Here is a 15,726-nt window from a genome sequence, read left to right as displayed (position 1 = left end):
GCCCCCGCCGCCGCCGCCCCCGCCGCCCCCGCCGCCGCCGCCGCCGCCCCCGGCCGCGGCGCCCGCGTCCGACCTCAAGATGGAGGGCAACAAGCTCCTCCTCCCCGGCGCCATCGTCTACAAGACGGGCAGCGCGGAGCTCGAGCCGGTCAGCTTCCCGATCCTCGATCAGGTCAAGTCGTACCTCGACTCGAAGCCGAACGTGACGTTGCTCCGCATCGAGGGGCATACGGACGCGGACGGCGACGCGGCGAAGAACCTCGACCTCTCCGCGCGGCGCGCCCAGTCGGCGGCGAAGTACCTCGTGGGCAAGGGCGTCGATTGCAAGCGCCTCATCGCGGTCGGGTTCGGCGTGACGAAGCCCGTCGCCGACAACAAGACGGCCGAGGGCAAGGCCCAGAACCGTCGCACCGACTTCATCAACGCGGCGATCAACGGCAAGCCCATCATGAAGATGCCGGTCGACGGCGGCGCGCCCAAGGTCCTCGACGCCTGCGCGCCCTGACGATCCCGCATCTCCCCTCGCCCGCGCTCCTGCCTTCCTGACGCCCTCCTTCTCGCCACCCGGGGTGAGGCGAAACCAGCCGCCGAAAAACGCTGGCCAACCCGCCCCGGGCCCATCATCCCTTCATGGCCATGCGCCCGTTCGTCCTCACGTCGCTGCTCCTCGCCTCATCGCTCGTCTTCGCGGCGGGGTGTGATCGCTCCTCGCGCGACGTGCGTGAGTGGAAGTCGACGGATCACGATCAGCCCCTCGGTCAACAACCCGGGCAGGTCGCCGCGCGTCCGCGCAGCTCCGCGGAGCAAGGCCCCGATCAGAGCCTCGTGGAGATCGCTTGGCAGCGCAACTGCGCGAGCTGTCACGGCCAGCGCGGCAAGGGCGACGGGCCGCAAGGGCCGATGATGCGCGCGCCGGATCTCACGCGATCGGACTGGCAGGCGCAGGTGACGGATGAGCAGGTGGCCGACGTGATCCGCAAGGGTCGCAACCGCATGCCGGCGTTCAGCAACCTGCCGGACCCGGTCATCGCGGGCCTCGTCGGCCGCATCCGCGCGAACCGCTCGCCTTGATCCACGCGCCCGTTTGACTTCGCCATTCCTGCTCGTCAGGTTGCGCCCGATGCAGCGGGACACGACGCCGGACGAGGAGACGCAGCCCGAGGCCGAGGGCTCGGCAAAGCCCCTGTTCGCGCCTTCGCCGCTCAGGCGACGGCTCTTGTCGTTGCTCCTGCTCGCGGGCGGAGGCGCGGCGTTCCTGTCGCTCGCGCCGCACTGGCCCAAGGAGCACACGGTCGATTTTCGTCTCGACGGCGAGATCGGCACGGTCGTCGGCTTCGACGTGACGTGGTCGCGCGCAGGCGCGGAGGCGGGCGCCGTCAGCGGCAGCTCGTTCCGCTTCGAGCCGGGCCGCGCGCCGAAAATCGTCCATACGACCGTGCACTTGCCAGATGGTTCGTATGCACTGGACATCCGCATCGACCGCGCGGATCGCAGCGACTCGATCCAGCGCACGCTGACGCTCGGCGACGCCGAGAAGATCACCGTGCCGCTTCGCTGAGGCAGACAGCGTCCTTCAGGCATCACCTGCGTCCCCGGGGACACGGTTCGGCGCCCTGGAGACGACCTGCAAAACCGACGTCAAGCCTACGAATCCGTTCGATATTTCGCCGTTGATGCCCGTGAGGCTTCGTGCGGGAACGGAACGTGTGACGAATTCGCTTGATGCGGCGCCCCAGACACCGCTACTTCTTGGCCCGTTGGCTTGGGGTGTGGCAGCTTATCCTACATGCACTTATCTGTCGCTGATGAGCGCACTCTGTCGTTCTTGGACAGGGGCCGCGCCGCGGCGTCGGAGGGCGATCCGAGGGACGGGTCGCCTGCACTGATGGAGGACCGATGAAGATCACGCCCTGGTACCTGGCCGCTCTCGCTCCCTTCGCTGCGATCGGGTGCAGTGGTGCATATCTCGGGCACGCGGCCGTCGTCGTCCTGACGATCGGTATCTTCTTTGGCACGCTCTCGCTCGGCCGTACGCCGAACACGCCGCCGCCCGCGCCGCCGAACGCGCGTGCGTGAAACGCAGTCGATTCGGCGCTGTTAACCTCGGGTCATGACGTACGACACCGTCGGCTCCCTCAAGGGCCTCGACGAGTTCTCCTTGATGGATCTCGAGGCGGTGCGTCTCATCCTGCGAGGCGACTCCGTCGTCGACTGGCACAGGCTCCACGTTCGCGACGAGGAAGAGGCGCGCGTTCTCCTGCGAGCGCAGGAGTTCCGACCCGAAGAGCCCGCCGATCGCGCACGGCTCGAAGCGATCAAGAACGAAGCGATCGCCTACCTACGTCGGCACTTCGAGTTCCCCATCCCCAAGCCCGTCGCCCGCTGCTCCGTGGAGGAGCTTCTGGTGCTCGCCTCGGGCAAGGGTCACAGGCAGCTCTGCGCCTGCACGATCCTGAAGGCGATGCACATCATCCATCACCTCGAGGGGCGCGAGCTGCTCTTCTCGATCCCGATGTCCGACCAGGATGTGTTCCACCTGGTGGAGGAGAAGGTCTATCGGATCGTGGGCGGGATGCTCGCGGCGGGCTTCCCCATCACGGAGTTCATCGGCGGGCGGAAGAACAAGGACTCGCTCTACACGAAGCTGCTCTCGAAGACCGACACGACGGCCGCAGCGATCTACGACAAGCTGCGGTTCCGGATCGTGACGCGGGAGGCAGACGACATCCTGCCGATCCTGCTCTACCTGTCGGAGCGGCTGTTCCCGTTCAACTACGTCGTGCCCGGGCAGAGCACGAACACAATCTTTCACTTCCGTAGTTATTGCGAGCGTCACCCCTTCCTGCGGATGCTCCTTCGAGAGCTGCAAGCAGGCGTGGACGACGGTCTGACGCTCAGCAACAACACGTTCAGCGATCAGAGCTATCGCGTGATCCACTTCGTGGTGGATCTACCGGTGCGGCTGCCGCCCGAGATCATGGAGCTCGCGCCGCCAGCCGCGTGGGCACTCGGGCCGCTCGTGTTCGTACTCTGCGAGTTCCAGCTCATCGACCGCGAGACGGAAGCAGCCAACGAGCTCGGAGACGCGAGCCACGCGAAGTACAAGGAACGCCAGAAGGTGGCCGTGATGCGTCGGCTGAAGCTCGGCGGTCGAGCGCCGACGCGCGTTCCGACGAAGCGACCGCGCTGAAGAGTGAGCGTCGCGCCGGGGTTTCACCCCGGACCCCGACCAGGGGTTGTCCACCCCTGGACCCGGACCAGGCACGGCCTGGACCGAGGGCGACAGCGCGCAAGCGCGCTGTCGACAGGGATGAGGTCGTCAAGCGACGCGTCCGCGCTGCTGTCTTGGTAGGCGAGGTGGTGGAGGGTCTTGCCACGGGCCCGTCGTAGAAACCGCGCATCGCGCGGTTTCTATGCCCTCGGTCCAGGCCGTGCCTGGTCCGGGGTGCCGGGGGCGGACAGCCCCCGGCTGGGGTTTGGGGCAACGCCCCAACCTCCCGCCAGGGGCTGCCAAAGCGCGATCAGGTACGGGTCTTGAGGCCTTCGCGATCGAGCACCACGATGCGGCGGCGGTCGACCTCGATGATGCCTTTGCGGCGGAGCTCGCCCAGGGTGAGCGTGACGGTCTCGCGGGTGGAGCCGATCATGCTGGCCATCTCCTGGTGCGTGAAGGGCGCCGAGATCAGGACGCCGCGCGGGTCGGGGATGCCCCAGCGCTGGGCGGCCTTGAGCAAGAACTCGGCGAGACGCGCTTCCACGTTGCGGAAGAGCATCGAGGCGAGACGCTCTTCCGTCTCGGCGTTGCGCTCCACGAGCGCGCCGACCAGCGCGTTCGCGAAGGCCTGATCCGAGGACATGAGCCCACGGATCGTGGCAATCGGCACGACGAGCGCTTCCACGTCTTCCGTGGCGATCGCGCTCTCGCGGTGGTTCGGGACGCCGCCGAGCGCGGCCTCGCCGAGGAGGTCGCCCGCGCCGCGGTAGCCGAGCGAGAGCGTGTGCCCTTCGTTCAGCGCCCGGACCAGGCGGACGCGTCCGCTGCCGAGCATCACCACCGAGTTCGCGGGGTCGCCCTGGGTGACCAGCGGCCGCCCGCGCGTGACTCGCTGGATCGTTCCAGCGTCGGCCAGGAGGGTCTGCGACGCGGGCGAAGCCGCGCTACCGACCGCTCCACGCCGCAGAATCCGCCGCTTGCGTGCGTCCGGATCGAGCCCCCCGTCGTTGCCGACCGCGCCGGAACGAGCCGGGACGTTCGGTGCCATCGCATCCTTACCCATCATATCGAGACTGCTCCTCTAGGTGCGTTTTCGCCGTGCGGGCCCAGAAAAAGAACGCGGCTTGCGTTGACATCTCCGAAGTACGGCCCGTACCTTTCGGGGGCCGAAGCCCCAGCCGAAGAACCCAAGTCGGCGGGGATCCGGTGCCCCGCTCCCCTGAAGCTACGGATCGTTGGATGCGCCTCTTTAGCGGTAAAATTGCCCCTCTCAGCGAAGAAATCGTCAAAACCCTGGCGGACAACGGGGAGATCGAGTGTGAGGACCGAAAAGAGGTGGTCCGCGACCTGGAGTCCGTCTTTTCTCAGTACCTCGCGACCGAAAAGGAAGTGATGGACAAGTCGAAGGCCACGCTCGAGTCGCGTGGCCTGCCGCCCTCGGAACTCGGGCGGATCCGGAAGATCATCGCCGAGCAAAAAGGCATCAAGATCGGCGAAGACATCCTCGACTACTTGCTAGACCAGTGCATCGAGATGCTCATGCACTCGGGCAACGTCGACGAGGTCTACGGACAGGATCACGACCTCAGGCGTCGCATGCGGCCGGTGCTGAAGAAGTACCTCGCGGCCGACGACGAGCTCGACGCCGAGGTCCGGAACAAGATGAAGAACCTGCAGGAAGGGACTCGGACCTGGGAGGTCGAGTACCAGAAGATCAAGAACGAGATCCAGCGCCGCAAAGGGCTCGTTTGAGGGGAGAGTAGAGACCGATGGGCTGGATTCCGAAGGTCGAGCAGAAGCGCCACTTCTGCCACAAGTGCAAGAACGAGCTCGTCTTCGAGGTGAAGCTCCAGCGCGCCGACACGTGTCCCCACTGCGGCGTCGACATGCACTGCTGCAAGAACTGCGAGTACTGGGATCCGTCCGCGCACAACCAGTGCAAGGAGCGGATCGCCGAGTACATCCCGGATCGGGAGAAGTCGAACTTCTGCACGTTCTTCACGTTCAAGAACGGCGTTCCGGAAGATACGTCCGCGCAGATCGCCAAGTCGAAGGCCCGCCTCGACGATCTGTTCAAGAAGAAGTAGGCCGCGAGCGCCTGCGCCTTCGAGCATCGAATCGGGCATGTCCACGCCTCGTTACCTGGTCACCGGCGGCGCCGGCTTCATCGGCACCAACATCGTCGCGGCGCTCGTCGCGGCGGGCGAGCGCGTCCGCGTGCTCGACAACCTCGCCACGGGGATGTGGGAGAACCTCGACGGGATCTCCCCTTCCTCCGCGGTCGAGCGCATCGAGGGCGACATCCGTGACCCCGAGGCCGTCGCCAAAGCTGCTGCGGGCGTCGAGGTCGTCTTCCACGAGGCGGCGCTCGGATCGGTGCCGCGCAGCGTCGAGGACCCGGTCACGAGCGACGCCGTCAACGTCGGCGGCACCGTCACCGTGCTCGATGTGTCGCGCCGTGTCGGCGTGCGTCGTGTCGTGTTCGCCGCGTCGTCCTCGGCCTACGGCGAGACGCCCGTCCTGCCGAAGCGCGAGGACATGCCGCCGATGCCGCTCTCGCCGTACGCCGTGACGAAGCTCGCGTGCGAGAGCTACTGCCGCGTCTTCTCGTCGATCTACGGCCTGGAGACGATGTGCCTGCGGTACTTCAACGTCTTCGGCCCGCACCAGACGCCCGAGGGGCCCTACGCCGCGGCGATCCCGCGCTTCGTCGATGCTGCGCTCGCGGGTCGGCCCATCCAGATCTTCGGCGACGGCGAGCAGACGCGTGATTTTTGCTTCGTCGACAATGCCGTGCGGGCGAACCTGCTCGCGGCCGCGTCGCCCCGGAAGCTCGCGGGCGAGGTCGTCAACATCGCGGGCGGACGGCGCGTGTCGCTGAACGCGCTTTGCGTCGAGATCGGCCGTGTCCTCGGCAGGGCGCTCGACGTCGAGCACGGCCCGGCCCGGCCCGGCGACGTGCGGCATTCGCTCGCGGACGTGAGCCTCGCGCGGGACATCCTCGGGTACGAGCCTTCCGTACGGTGGGAGGAGGGCATCGCGCCGACGGTCGCCTACCTCGAGGCGCTCCGGGCCGCAGGTCCGGCCGAGGCGGCCCGGCGGGCGGCCGAGCGGCGTGCACAAAGTACGCGGGAGAACGGCGTCAGCACGGGTGCTGCAACCAACGTTGTTGCACTCTTTCGGTGAGCGACGTATCCGGCAGAGCCATGCGGAGCATGACGGGGTTCGGGATCGGCGAGGTGACCCTCGGGGAGGGCCGGGTGCTCGCCGAGATCCGCTCCGTCAACCAGCGCTTCCTCGACGTTCGAACGCGGCTGCCGCGGGAGCTCGCCGAGATCGCGCTCTTCGCCGAGCAGGTGGTGCGCGAGCGGCTGCGTCGCGGACGTGTCGAGCTCGTCGTGCGCACGGAGGGGCCGGTGCTGACGGCGGCGACGCTCGACGTGGCGCGCGCGCGCGCGGCGTTCCGGCAGCTCCTCGCGCTGCGTGACGAGCTCGCGCCGGGCGCGGAACTACCGCTCGCGCTGCTCTCGGCCGTGCCGGATCTGTTCATCCCGCCGGCGGGGCCGGAGCTCGCCGCGGTGCGCGACGCCGTTCGCCGCGCGATCGAGGCTGCGATCTCGGCGATGGACGCGATGTGCCGGGCGGAAGGCGAGGCGCTGCTCGCGGATCTCTCGGGGCGATGCCAGGCCCTGCGGCGCCTCATCGAAGCGATTGCTTCACAGGCGGACGGTCTGCGCGAGGCGGCGCAACGCCGGCTGCACGAGCGGCTCGAACGGTTGCTCGCCAGCGCGGAGCTCACGGTGGATCGGGGCAGGCTCGAGCTCGAGCTCGCGATCCTCGTCGACAAGAGTGACTTCACCGAGGAGCTCACGCGGCTGCGCAGCCACCTCGATCAGCTCGAAGGCGTGCTCGCGGCGAGCGGAGGCGAGCCTGTGGGGAGGCGGCTCGACTTCCTTCTGCAGGAAATGGTACGCGAGGCCAACACGCTCGGCGCGAAGGCCCAGGACGCCTCGGTCAGCCAGATCGTCGTCGGCATCAAGGTCGAGCTCGAGCGGCTCCGCGAGCAGGTGCAGAACGTCGAGTGACGCGGACACGCGCCAAGGCCCCAACACCCCAGCACGAGACCGATACGAATGGTGAGCGACTTCCTCCTCCTCATCGTCTCCTCCCCTTCCGGGGCGGGGAAGACGACGCTCTGCAACCGGCTGCGCGCGGAGTTTCCGGACCTGCGTTTCTCGGTCTCGCACACGACGCGCAAGCCACGCCCGAACGAGGTGGACGGGCGCGAGTACCACTTCATCGACAAGGACGCGTTCGATCTGATGATCGGCGAGCATGCCTTCGCCGAGTGGGCGCCCGTGCACGGCAACTCCTACGGCACGAGCGTCGCCGAGATCGAGATCGCGAAGCGTGAGGCGCGCGGCGTGCTCTTCGACATCGACTACCAGGGCGCGCGGCAGATCAAGGCGCGCATGCCCGAGGCCGCCTCCGTGTTCATCTTGCCGCCCTCGCTCGCCGAGCTCGAGCGCAGGTTGCGCGGCCGCGGCACCGAGGACGAGCCGACGACGCTGCGGCGCCTCCGGGCGGCGAAGGGCGAGATCGAGCACTACGGATTCTTCGACTACGTGATCGTGAACGACGACCTCGAGCGGGCGTACGATCAGCTCCGTGCGGTGGTGTTCGCCGAGCGCTGCCGTCGCGGTCGGCACGCGCTGCTCTGCGAGCAGATGCTCGCGGAGGGGAAAGTCGGGGCTTCCACATGAGCCACGTCCTCGGGGTGATCGGCGGCAGCGGTGTCTACGCGCTCGAGGATCTCGAAGACGTCGAGGAAGTCGACGTCGAGACGCCGTACGGGCCGCCGAGCGACGTCGTGTTTCGCGGCCGCGATCGCGACTCCGGGACCACGCTCCTGTTCTTGCCGCGCCATGGCCGTGGTCATCGGCTCTCGCCCACGGAGATCAACTACCGGGCGAACGTGTGCGCGTTGAAGAAGCTCGGCGCCACGCACCTCGTCAGCGTGAGCGCGGTGGGATCGATGCGCGAGGAGATCCCGCCTGGGGATCTCGTGGTCGTCGATCAGTTCATCGACCTCACGAAGCGCCGCACGAGCACGTTCTTCGAGGGCGGCGTCGTGGGGCACGTGGCGTTCGCGGATCCGGTCTGCCCGCACCTCTCGGCCGCGCTCGCGGACGCCGCTTCGCAGGCGCTCGCAGGCACGCAGAAGAAGCTCCACCGCGGCGGCACGTACGTCTGCATGGAGGGCCCGCAGTTCTCGACACGCGCGGAGAGCCTCCTCTATCGGAGCTGGGGCGTGCACGTGATCGGCATGACGGCGATGCCCGAGGCCAAGCTCGCGCGCGAGGCGGAGCTCCCCTACGCGCTGCTCGCGATGTCCACGGACTACGACTGCTGGCACGCGACCGAGGAGGCGGTGACGGTCGAGGCCGTGATCGCGGTGCTCCGGGAGAATGTGGCGTATGCGCGACGCGCGCTGCGTGGGCTCTCGTCGACGCTCCCCGATCCCAAGACGAGCCCGGCGCACGGCGCGCTCGCGAACGCGGTCATGACCCGACGTGACCTCGTACCCGAGCAGACGCGGGCGCGGCTGTCGTGGCTTTTGCCAGATCTCTCATGCTAGAAGGGGCCGCCGTGAGCACGTCCTCTCCGATTCTCATCGTTGGATCCATGGCCTTCGACGATCTCGACCTGCCCTCGGGCAAGGCGCGCGACGTCGTGGGCGGCTCGGCCACGTACGCGGCCATGACCGCGTCGGTCTTCGCGCCGGTGCGTGTCGTCGCCGTCGTCGGGGACGACTTCCCGGAGCACGTGCTCATCGCGATGCAGGCCCGCGGGATCGACACGCGTGGCATCGAGCGCGCGACTGGAAAGACGTTCCGCTGGGCGGGCCGGTACGATCAGGATCTCGTCCACCGCACCACGCTCGACACGCAGCTCAACGTCTTCGCCGACTTCCGCCCGCGCCTGCCGGACGCGTTCCGCGACACGCCGTTCCTCTTGCTCGGCAACATCCATCCGGGGCTCCAGCTCGACGTGCTGGAGCAGGTGCGCTCGCCGCGCCTCGTCGTGGCCGACACGATGAACTTCTGGATCACGGGCGAGCCCACGCTGCTTGCGTCGATGCTCAAGCGCATCGACGTGCTCATCGTGAACGACGAGGAGGCGCGGCAGCTCTCGGGCATCCACAACATCCGGCGCGCGGCCCGCGACATCCTCGCGCGTGGCCCGAAGCGCCTCGTCATCAAGCGCGGCGAGCACGGCGCGCTCCTCTTCGACGAGGAGGGCGTGTTCGCGGCCCACGGCTTCCCGCTCGAAGACGAGGTGGATCCGACGGGCGCGGGCGACTCGTTCGCGGGCGGCTTCCTCGGCTACCTCGCGACGCAGCCCGAGGTCACGCCGCTCGCGCTCCGACGCGCGATGGTGCACGCGACGGCGACGGCGTCGTTTTGCGTCGAGGCGGTAGGCACCGGGAAGGTCGGGGTGCTCGTGCGCGACGAAGTCTCCGCGCGCGTCACCGAGATCCAGAAGCTCTACGAGTTCGGCGCCAGCACGATGTGATCCGCCCGCTCCGCCCCGCGCGGAGCGGCTGCTGTCCGTGATAGTCTCCGCGCTCCTTTTTGCGTGGAGGAAACACGGATGCGCTTTTCCAACGTGGCCGCGTCGCTCGCGGCCTTCGGGCTTTTGTCTCTCGGGGTCCTCGGCAGCGGCTGCGGCGATGATACGCCGCCCTCCCAGCCCCCTCCCTCGGGCGCGAACTGCGGGCTCACGGCCGAGTGCGTTTCGGCCGATCCCACGTGTATCGCGCTCGTGGACAACGCGGGCCAGACGGAGTTCGGCCTGCGCATGTCGCAGATCATCATCAGCAAGCCCGCGACGCTCGCGGCTGCGAGCTTCATCGGCAAGACGGTCGCGGGCGGCGTCGCGCTGGACGACACGAAGTGCAACCTGTCCGGTCAGGGCACGTTCTCGTGGTTGCTTCACTTCGACACGGCGACGAACACCGTCTGCACGGGCGGCGCGAAGCCCGTCGCGAACCCCGCGGACGGCTTTTCGTTTGTGAACGAAATGATCGGTGGTTTCAACATCACGCCGATCAAGTTCTCGAGTGACCTGTCCCAGGGCACGTTCGAGGTGACGGAGGGACAGGACATCATCGTCCCCGTGTACACGGCCGAGGGCGGCGCCCCCATCCTCTTGCCGCTCAAGAAGGCGCAGATCCTGGGCGGAAAGCTCTCGTCCAACAACAACTGCGTGGGCACCTACAACGCCGAGGGCCTCGATCCGCTGAACCTCTGCCGTCCGTTTCCCGAGGAGAACCAGTTCACGTTCGTCAACGCGGGCAAGATCGAGGGGTACATCACGCTCGAGGACGCGGACGCCGTCGAGGTCGATCTCGCGAAGAAGTCGCTCTGCGCGCTCCTCACGGGCAAGGACGACGCCGCGATGCCGATCGCGAAGTGCGTGCGCGATGCGAACGGAAAAATCGATTACAAGGGCGACTGGTGTGACGCGACGAATGCGGCAGCGGACGCGAGTTGCGCCGACGCAGTGCAGCTAGGCGCGGAGTTCGCGGCGAGCGCGGTGAAGATCAACGGCGGCTGTCCGCTCTGACGCGGGAACGTCCCGTCCGTCACGCTTGCGGCGTGCGCCGTAGGACGCGTACGATCGTGCAAATCCGGTGAAAAACGGCCTCTGGCGTGTGCGAGAGGCCGCCATCGGTGGCGCTTTCGGAGGTCTTCGCCATGCCTCGCTTTCTAAGACATCTCATCGGGATCATGGTCGTGATCCTCATCGCCGGCTGTGCCGGCGGTGGTTGTTCGAGCGGATGCTCGGGCTGCGGCATGACGCCACTGCCCGGCGGCTTCGATCCCTCCGCGCGGATCGAGAACGCCGGCTCGGTGCGGCTCACGCAATCCGGCCTCACGTTTCTCGAGCAGAACCTCGGGCCGCTGGCCAAGACCCTGCTCGGCGGCAGCGGCGACGGCGGCATCGTCACGTTCCCCGTCCCCTCGACGAGCGGCTCCACCGCGGGCATCCAGTACGACGTTTGTCCGGGTGGACCCGACGAGAACGCGAACCCGCCGAAGTGCGTCGCAGAGATCGACGTCGGCAACGCGAAGCTCAACATCGACACGTCGACGCCGCACAACCTCAAGATCTCGGGTCCCTTGCCGATCCGGCTGCAGAACCTGCCGCTCGACATCGTCTACTTCTTCATCCCCGACAGCGCGAACGTGCGCCTGACGGGCAACGGCTGCACCACGCCGGCCGCGTTCGCCAACATCGACCTGAACGTCGACATCTCGATCGAGGTCGACACGAACGTGGCGCACTCGCGGCACGGCTACTCGCGCGTCAAGATCAACACGCTCGAGGTCAACAAGTCCCAGCTCGAGGACTCGATCGAGTTCTGCGGCGGCGGGTTCTCGAACGCCGTGCTCGGCGCGATGAAGGGCCTGGTCATCGATCTGCTCTACGACCAGCTCCTCGGCACGCTCGGGGAGCAGGTGGATGAGGCGCTCTGCCAGCAGGCGAACGCGGAGCTGAACCCCCCCTGCCCGCTCGGCACGAACGACGTGGGCGGCGTTTGTCGTTACGGAACGGCCGAGAGCGACGAGTGCGCCTCGATCATCCTCGGCACCGACGGCAACGTGGACCTCGGCCAAGCCCTCGCCAGCGTCTCGCCGGGCACGAAGGGCGGCCTCGACATCCTCTTCGCGGTCGGCGGCGCCGGCAAACGGACGGACAACAGCGGCTACGCGTGGGGTGATCTCGACCCGGTCGCCGGCGGCGCGACGCTCGGCATGTACGGCGGCGCGGAGCCCACGCCCATCTCGCAGTGCGTGAAGTTCTCGGAGATGCCGCTTCCCACGGGCATTCCGGTCCCGGACGAGCTGCTCGGCAACACGGTCTCGAACTGGCCCGCGGGGCTCGACGGCCCGCACGTCGGGATCGCGCTCTCCGAGCGGTTCGCGAACTACGCGCTGAACGGCATGTACAACAGCGGCTTCCTCTGCCTCGGCATCTCGACCGAGACGGTGCCGCAGCTCGCCTCGGGCACGCTCGCGCTGCTCGCGAGCTCGCTCAAGGATCTCGGCCTCCAGCGCGAGCCGCAGCAGGTCGCGCTCGTCATCCGGCCGGGCCGCCCGCCGACGGCGACCTTCGGCAACGGCACGGACATCAACACGGATCCGCTCATCCGCGTGAAGCTCGAGCAAGCCTCGTTCGACTTCTACATCTGGTCGACGGACCGCTTCATCCGCTTCATGACGGCGACCTTCGATCTCGACGTCCCCGTGAACCTCACGGTTACGCCGGACGGCCTGCTCCCGGTCCTCGACAAGATCGGCGTGTCGAATGGCGTGGTCACGAACTCCGAGCTCCTCCGGGAGGATCCGGCGGTCATCGCGAGCGCGCTCCAGGGCCTCATCGGCAGCCTCGGCTCGCAGTTCCTCGGCGGGATCAACGCGATCGACATCGCGGGCGCGCTCGACTCCGTGGGCCTCACGCTCACGATCCCCGAGAGCGTGGAAGGTCAGGGTTCGGCCGGCCTGCGCAAGCTCGCGAAGGGCAGCGACAGCTACCTCGGCATTTTCGCGACGCTTGGCATCGGCCAGGCGATGCCCCTGGCCCCGAACCCGGGCTCCGGGGTGAAGGCCGATCCGATCGAGACGACGGCGCGCGTGATCGAGAAGAAGCTCGATCGCACGGGCTTCCGCCTCGGCACGGTGGACGAGGAGAACACGCCGGTCGTGGCGCTGCAGATGTCGTCGCCGAGCGATACGGGCGCCGTGCCCGTCGAGTACTCGTACCGCGTCGATCACGGCATGTGGAAGCCGTTCACCCGCGAGCGGAACATCGACGTGCGCGACGAGTGGCTGCGTCTGCAGGGCAAGCACACGGTGAGCGTGCGCTCGCGCGTCGTGGGCAAGCCCGAGACGCTCGACGAGACGCCGGCCGAGATCGATGTCGTGATCGACGCCGAGCCGCCCGTGATCACGGTCGGTGAGGTGCAGGAAGGCAACCGCGTGTCCGTGAACGTCCGCGATCTCGTGGGCGGCGGCGGCGAGTCCCGCGTGCGCTACCGGCTCGACGGCGGCGTGTGGTCTCCGTGGAAGCCCGCCACCGAGCTCGGCGCGATCGACGTGGGCGAGGCGGCCGAGATCGACGTCGAGGCCGAGGACGCCGAGGGCAACGTGGCCGAGGCTTCGCAGGCGCTCATCCGTGGTCGCGCGCTCATCACGGGCGAGGGCTGCGGCTGCGCCGTCGTCGGCGACGATCGCACGCAGGGCAAGCCGATGTGGCTCGTGGGCCTCGCGCTGCTCGGCGCGGTGATCCGGTTCGGCCGTCGCCGTTCGCCGAAGGCCGCGGCTGCGAAGCCCGCGCCTGCGCCTGCGCCCGCGCGTCGTGCTGCGGCGCGCCGCACGATCCGCGCGCTCTCCGGGCTCGTGATCATCGGCACGGCGGGCTCGTTCGCGGGCTGCAGTTGCGGCGGCGACGACAGCGCGATCGGGCAGTCGGGGTACACCTGCGTCGCGCCGACCTGCACGACGCTCGATCCCGGGCTCATCGGCGCGTACACGTCGGTCGCGGTCTCGGGCAAGACGGTCTGGATCGCCGGGTACGTCGAGGCGGACTGGGCGAACGAAAATAGCTGGGGTGATCTCGTCGTCGGCACGTGGAACGGCGAGAACGTCGGCTGGGCCGCGATCGACGGCGTCCCGGCCGAGCCCGCGGTCGATCCGGCGAAGTTCAACAAGAACGGCTTCCGGGGCGGCCAGATCGAGTCGGGCGACGACGTCGGCACGTGGACGAGCATCGCCACGGGCAGCGACGGGAGCCCCGCCGTCGCCTACTACGACCGGACGAACAAGGCCCTCAAGTTCGCCCAGCGCGTGGGCGGCGCCTGGAACGTCGTCACGGTCGAGCAGAAGGGGCAGGCGGACATCGGGCGGTACGCGAAGCTCGTGATGGCGGGCGACAAACCCACCATCGCGTACCTCTCGATCGAGCCTGGCAAGGACGGCGCGGTCTCGTCGAAGGTCCGCCTCGCGACGGCAACGACCGCGACGCCGACGGGCGCGGACTGGACGTTCGAGGACGTGGCCGTCGACGAGGCCACGCCCTGCCGCGCGTACAACTGCGCGCTCGGCGACGTGTGCGTACAGGAGACCGGCCGATGCCACGAGAAGCTCACGGCCTGTGATCCCAAGTGCGGCTCGGGCTCGGCGTGCGTCGACATCGGCGGCGCGACGCAGTGCTCGGACACGGTCGACGCCGCGAAGATCGACACCTACCCCGAGGCCGCGGGCGACTACATCTCGGTCGCGCTCGATCCCTCGGGGGGCCTCGGCGTCGCGTTCTACGATCGCATCCGGGGCAACCTCGTGATCGCCTCGAAGAACGCGGGCATGTGGCAGACGACGATCATCGACGGGCAAGCGGCCGACGGCACGGACACCGGTGACATGGGCATCGGCGCTTCGCTCTTCATCGACGAGAAGGGCGACTGGCACCTCTCCTACGTCGACGGTTTGTCCGAAGGCCTCCGCTACGCGCAGGTCACGAAGGGCGCGACCGTCAAGCTCACGGGCATCGTGGACGATGGCCTCACGGTCGACGGCACGAAGAAGTTCGACGACGGGCAACACCTCGTCGGCGACGACTCATCGATCTACGTCGGCCCGAGCGGCGAGATTCACATCACCTACCAGGACGCGACCGCCGGCCAGCTCCGGTACGCCGTAGGCACGCCGACGGGCGATCAGATCACCTGGAAGGTGCGCCCCATCGAGCAGGAGGGCTTCGCCGGCGCGTTCTCGCGCCCGATCGAGGTCGACGGCAGGCTGGTGCTCGTCAACTGGTGGCGCCGCCTCGACGAGGCGGGGCCGCGCGGCGACGTCGCGCTCGTCTCGCCCTGACGCACGACGAGGGCGCGCGCTTCGGGGCGCGCCCTCCCGTTCAGCGCTTGGGGCTTCGGGTCGCCTACAGCGCCCTTCGCCCCAAACCTCTTCAACACTTGGGGCTTCGGGTCGCCTACAGCGCCCTTCGCCCCAAACCTCTTCAACACTTGGGGCTTCGGGTCGCCAGCGGCGCCCTTCGCCCCAATCCCCTCCCCTACCCCGTCAGGCCGCGGCGATCTCCGCGGCCGTCTCCAGCAGCATCTCACGCGTCGCCGGGCCGTTCACCCGCGCGCGCTCGGCGGCGACGAGTTCGAGCAGCTCTTGCTTCGTGGCGACGCCGGAGTCGAGCAGCGCCCGCATGTACCCGTCGACCGCGCCCTGCGCCTTGGCGAGCTTCGTGTGGCTCGCGCCCGCGCTCTGCGCGCGGAGGGCCTCGTTCAACATCTGCTTGAGCTCCGCCAGCATCTCGCTCTTGCGTCGCATGAGACACCTCTCCCGATCCGGCAGGCTGCCGCCTCGGCCGCGCACCACGCGCTCAGCCTCTGGGGTCGGTCCTCGCCCACCCGGCCGCGCCACGCGCGCCGGATCGCC

At 68.4% G+C, this 15,726-nt stretch carries 16 protein-coding genes; 14 read left to right on the top strand and 2 right to left on the bottom strand.

All coding sequences use genetic code 11. From position 1 onward, the window contains the following. From QHF89_RS44520 to QHF89_RS44500, 5 genes are all read left to right on the top strand, one after another. On the top strand, nt 1-505 hold a 505-nt coding region (locus QHF89_RS44520; protein WP_284721755.1), incomplete at its 5' end, for an OmpA family protein. 125 nt (nt 506-630) lie between these two features. Then, nucleotides 631-1,071 (top strand): c-type cytochrome, encoded by a 441-nt coding sequence (locus QHF89_RS44515; protein WP_136972841.1) that lies wholly within the window; start codon nt 631-633, stop codon nt 1,069-1,071. A gap of 49 nt (nt 1,072-1,120) precedes the next feature. Continuing rightward, complete coding sequence (locus QHF89_RS44510; RefSeq protein WP_136972840.1) at nt 1,121-1,558, top strand: hypothetical protein; 438 nt, start codon at nt 1,121-1,123, stop codon at nt 1,556-1,558. A gap of 338 nt (nt 1,559-1,896) precedes the next feature. After that, entirely contained in the window at nt 1,897-2,076 is a 180-nt protein-coding gene (locus QHF89_RS44505; protein ID WP_136929691.1) for a hypothetical protein, read from the top strand. A 34-nt stretch (nt 2,077-2,110) separates the two neighbouring features. Next, a complete protein-coding gene (locus QHF89_RS44500) occupies nt 2,111-3,190 on the top strand; it encodes a TIGR04552 family protein (RefSeq protein ID WP_136972839.1) in 1,080 nt (359 codons plus the stop codon). 331 nt (nt 3,191-3,521) lie between these two features. Here the strand turns inward: QHF89_RS44500 and QHF89_RS44495 are convergent, their stop codons facing one another. After that, nucleotides 3,522-4,262, bottom strand: coding sequence for a Crp/Fnr family transcriptional regulator (locus tag QHF89_RS44495; RefSeq protein WP_232379562.1), 741 nt, complete (start codon nt 4,260-4,262; stop codon nt 3,522-3,524). Nucleotides 4,263-4,453: 191 nt separating this feature from the next. Between QHF89_RS44495 and QHF89_RS44490 the strand changes: the two genes are divergently transcribed. The 9 genes from QHF89_RS44490 to QHF89_RS44450 all read left to right on the top strand — a co-directional run bounded on the left by QHF89_RS44490 (nt 4,454) and on the right by QHF89_RS44450 (nt 15,153). Beyond that, complete coding sequence (locus tag QHF89_RS44490) at nt 4,454-4,966, top strand: DUF507 family protein (RefSeq protein ID WP_136929694.1); 513 nt, start codon at nt 4,454-4,456, stop codon at nt 4,964-4,966. Between the two features lie 17 nt (nt 4,967-4,983). After that, nucleotides 4,984-5,301 carry a hypothetical protein gene (locus QHF89_RS44485; RefSeq protein WP_136929695.1) on the top strand — a complete coding sequence of 106 codons (318 nt, stop codon included), beginning with the start codon at nt 4,984-4,986 and terminating at the stop codon, nt 5,299-5,301. Nucleotides 5,302-5,338: 37 nt separating this feature from the next. Continuing rightward, nucleotides 5,339-6,400: an NAD-dependent epimerase/dehydratase family protein gene (locus tag QHF89_RS44480; RefSeq protein ID WP_136972838.1), complete on the top strand. Its 1,062-nt coding sequence runs from the start codon at nt 5,339-5,341 to the stop codon at nt 6,398-6,400. A 20-nt stretch (nt 6,401-6,420) separates the two neighbouring features. Further along, nucleotides 6,421-7,299: a YicC/YloC family endoribonuclease gene (locus QHF89_RS44475; RefSeq protein WP_136929697.1), complete on the top strand. Its 879-nt coding sequence runs from the start codon at nt 6,421-6,423 to the stop codon at nt 7,297-7,299. Between the two features lie 48 nt (nt 7,300-7,347). Further along, nucleotides 7,348-7,977 carry a guanylate kinase gene (gene gmk / locus QHF89_RS44470; protein ID WP_136972837.1) on the top strand — a complete coding sequence of 210 codons (630 nt, stop codon included), beginning with the start codon at nt 7,348-7,350 and terminating at the stop codon, nt 7,975-7,977. Further along, the gene (gene mtnP / locus QHF89_RS44465) at nt 7,974-8,852 is read left to right on the top strand and encodes an S-methyl-5'-thioadenosine phosphorylase (RefSeq protein WP_136972836.1); all 879 of its coding nucleotides are present in this window, start codon (nt 7,974-7,976) and stop codon (nt 8,850-8,852) included. The genes gmk and mtnP overlap by 4 nt, the downstream gene beginning before the upstream one ends. A gap of 11 nt (nt 8,853-8,863) precedes the next feature. Beyond that, nucleotides 8,864-9,790 (top strand): PfkB family carbohydrate kinase, encoded by a 927-nt coding sequence (locus QHF89_RS44460; RefSeq protein ID WP_136972835.1) that lies wholly within the window; start codon nt 8,864-8,866, stop codon nt 9,788-9,790. A gap of 78 nt (nt 9,791-9,868) precedes the next feature. Next, the gene (locus tag QHF89_RS44455) at nt 9,869-10,843 is read left to right on the top strand and encodes a hypothetical protein (protein WP_136929701.1); all 975 of its coding nucleotides are present in this window, start codon (nt 9,869-9,871) and stop codon (nt 10,841-10,843) included. 131 nt (nt 10,844-10,974) lie between these two features. Continuing rightward, nucleotides 10,975-15,153 (top strand): hypothetical protein, encoded by a 4,179-nt coding sequence (locus tag QHF89_RS44450; RefSeq protein ID WP_284721754.1) that lies wholly within the window; start codon nt 10,975-10,977, stop codon nt 15,151-15,153. A 204-nt stretch (nt 15,154-15,357) separates the two neighbouring features. Here the strand turns inward: QHF89_RS44450 and QHF89_RS44445 are convergent, their stop codons facing one another. Beyond that, entirely contained in the window at nt 15,358-15,618 is a 261-nt protein-coding gene (locus tag QHF89_RS44445) for a hypothetical protein (protein ID WP_136929702.1), read from the bottom strand. Nucleotides 15,619-15,726: the final 108 nt, after the last annotated feature.

The organism is Polyangium sorediatum (genome assembly GCF_029946465.1).
GTDB classification, from domain to species: Bacteria; Myxococcota_A; Polyangia; order Polyangiales; family Polyangiaceae; genus Polyangium; species Polyangium fumosum.
Note: the sequence above shows the minus strand (reverse complement) of the source record. Positions and strands in the feature narration are given on the sequence as shown.

Bases quoted from the DNA above. Each gene is read 5' to 3' on its own strand.
- QHF89_RS44515 (WP_136972841.1), top strand. From the start codon at position 631: ATGGCCATGCGCCCGTTCGTCCTCACGTCGCTGCTCCTCGCCTCATCG.
- QHF89_RS44510 (WP_136972840.1), top strand. From the start codon at position 1,121: ATGCAGCGGGACACGACGCCGGACGAGGAGACGCAGCCCGAGGCCGAG.
- QHF89_RS44505 (WP_136929691.1), top strand. From the start codon at position 1,897: ATGAAGATCACGCCCTGGTACCTGGCCGCTCTCGCTCCCTTCGCTGCG.
- QHF89_RS44500 (WP_136972839.1), top strand. From the start codon at position 2,111: ATGACGTACGACACCGTCGGCTCCCTCAAGGGCCTCGACGAGTTCTCC.
- QHF89_RS44495 (WP_232379562.1), bottom strand. From the start codon at position 4,262: ATGGCACCGAACGTCCCGGCTCGTTCCGGCGCGGTCGGCAACGACGGG.
- QHF89_RS44490 (WP_136929694.1), top strand. From the start codon at position 4,454: ATGCGCCTCTTTAGCGGTAAAATTGCCCCTCTCAGCGAAGAAATCGTC.
- QHF89_RS44485 (WP_136929695.1), top strand. From the start codon at position 4,984: ATGGGCTGGATTCCGAAGGTCGAGCAGAAGCGCCACTTCTGCCACAAG.
- QHF89_RS44480 (WP_136972838.1), top strand. From the start codon at position 5,339: ATGTCCACGCCTCGTTACCTGGTCACCGGCGGCGCCGGCTTCATCGGC.
- QHF89_RS44475 (WP_136929697.1), top strand. From the start codon at position 6,421: ATGCGGAGCATGACGGGGTTCGGGATCGGCGAGGTGACCCTCGGGGAG.
- gmk (WP_136972837.1), top strand. From the start codon at position 7,348: ATGGTGAGCGACTTCCTCCTCCTCATCGTCTCCTCCCCTTCCGGGGCG.
- mtnP (WP_136972836.1), top strand. From the start codon at position 7,974: ATGAGCCACGTCCTCGGGGTGATCGGCGGCAGCGGTGTCTACGCGCTC.
- QHF89_RS44455 (WP_136929701.1), top strand. From the start codon at position 9,869: ATGCGCTTTTCCAACGTGGCCGCGTCGCTCGCGGCCTTCGGGCTTTTG.
- QHF89_RS44450 (WP_284721754.1), top strand. From the start codon at position 10,975: ATGCCTCGCTTTCTAAGACATCTCATCGGGATCATGGTCGTGATCCTC.
- QHF89_RS44445 (WP_136929702.1), bottom strand. From the start codon at position 15,618: ATGCGACGCAAGAGCGAGATGCTGGCGGAGCTCAAGCAGATGTTGAAC.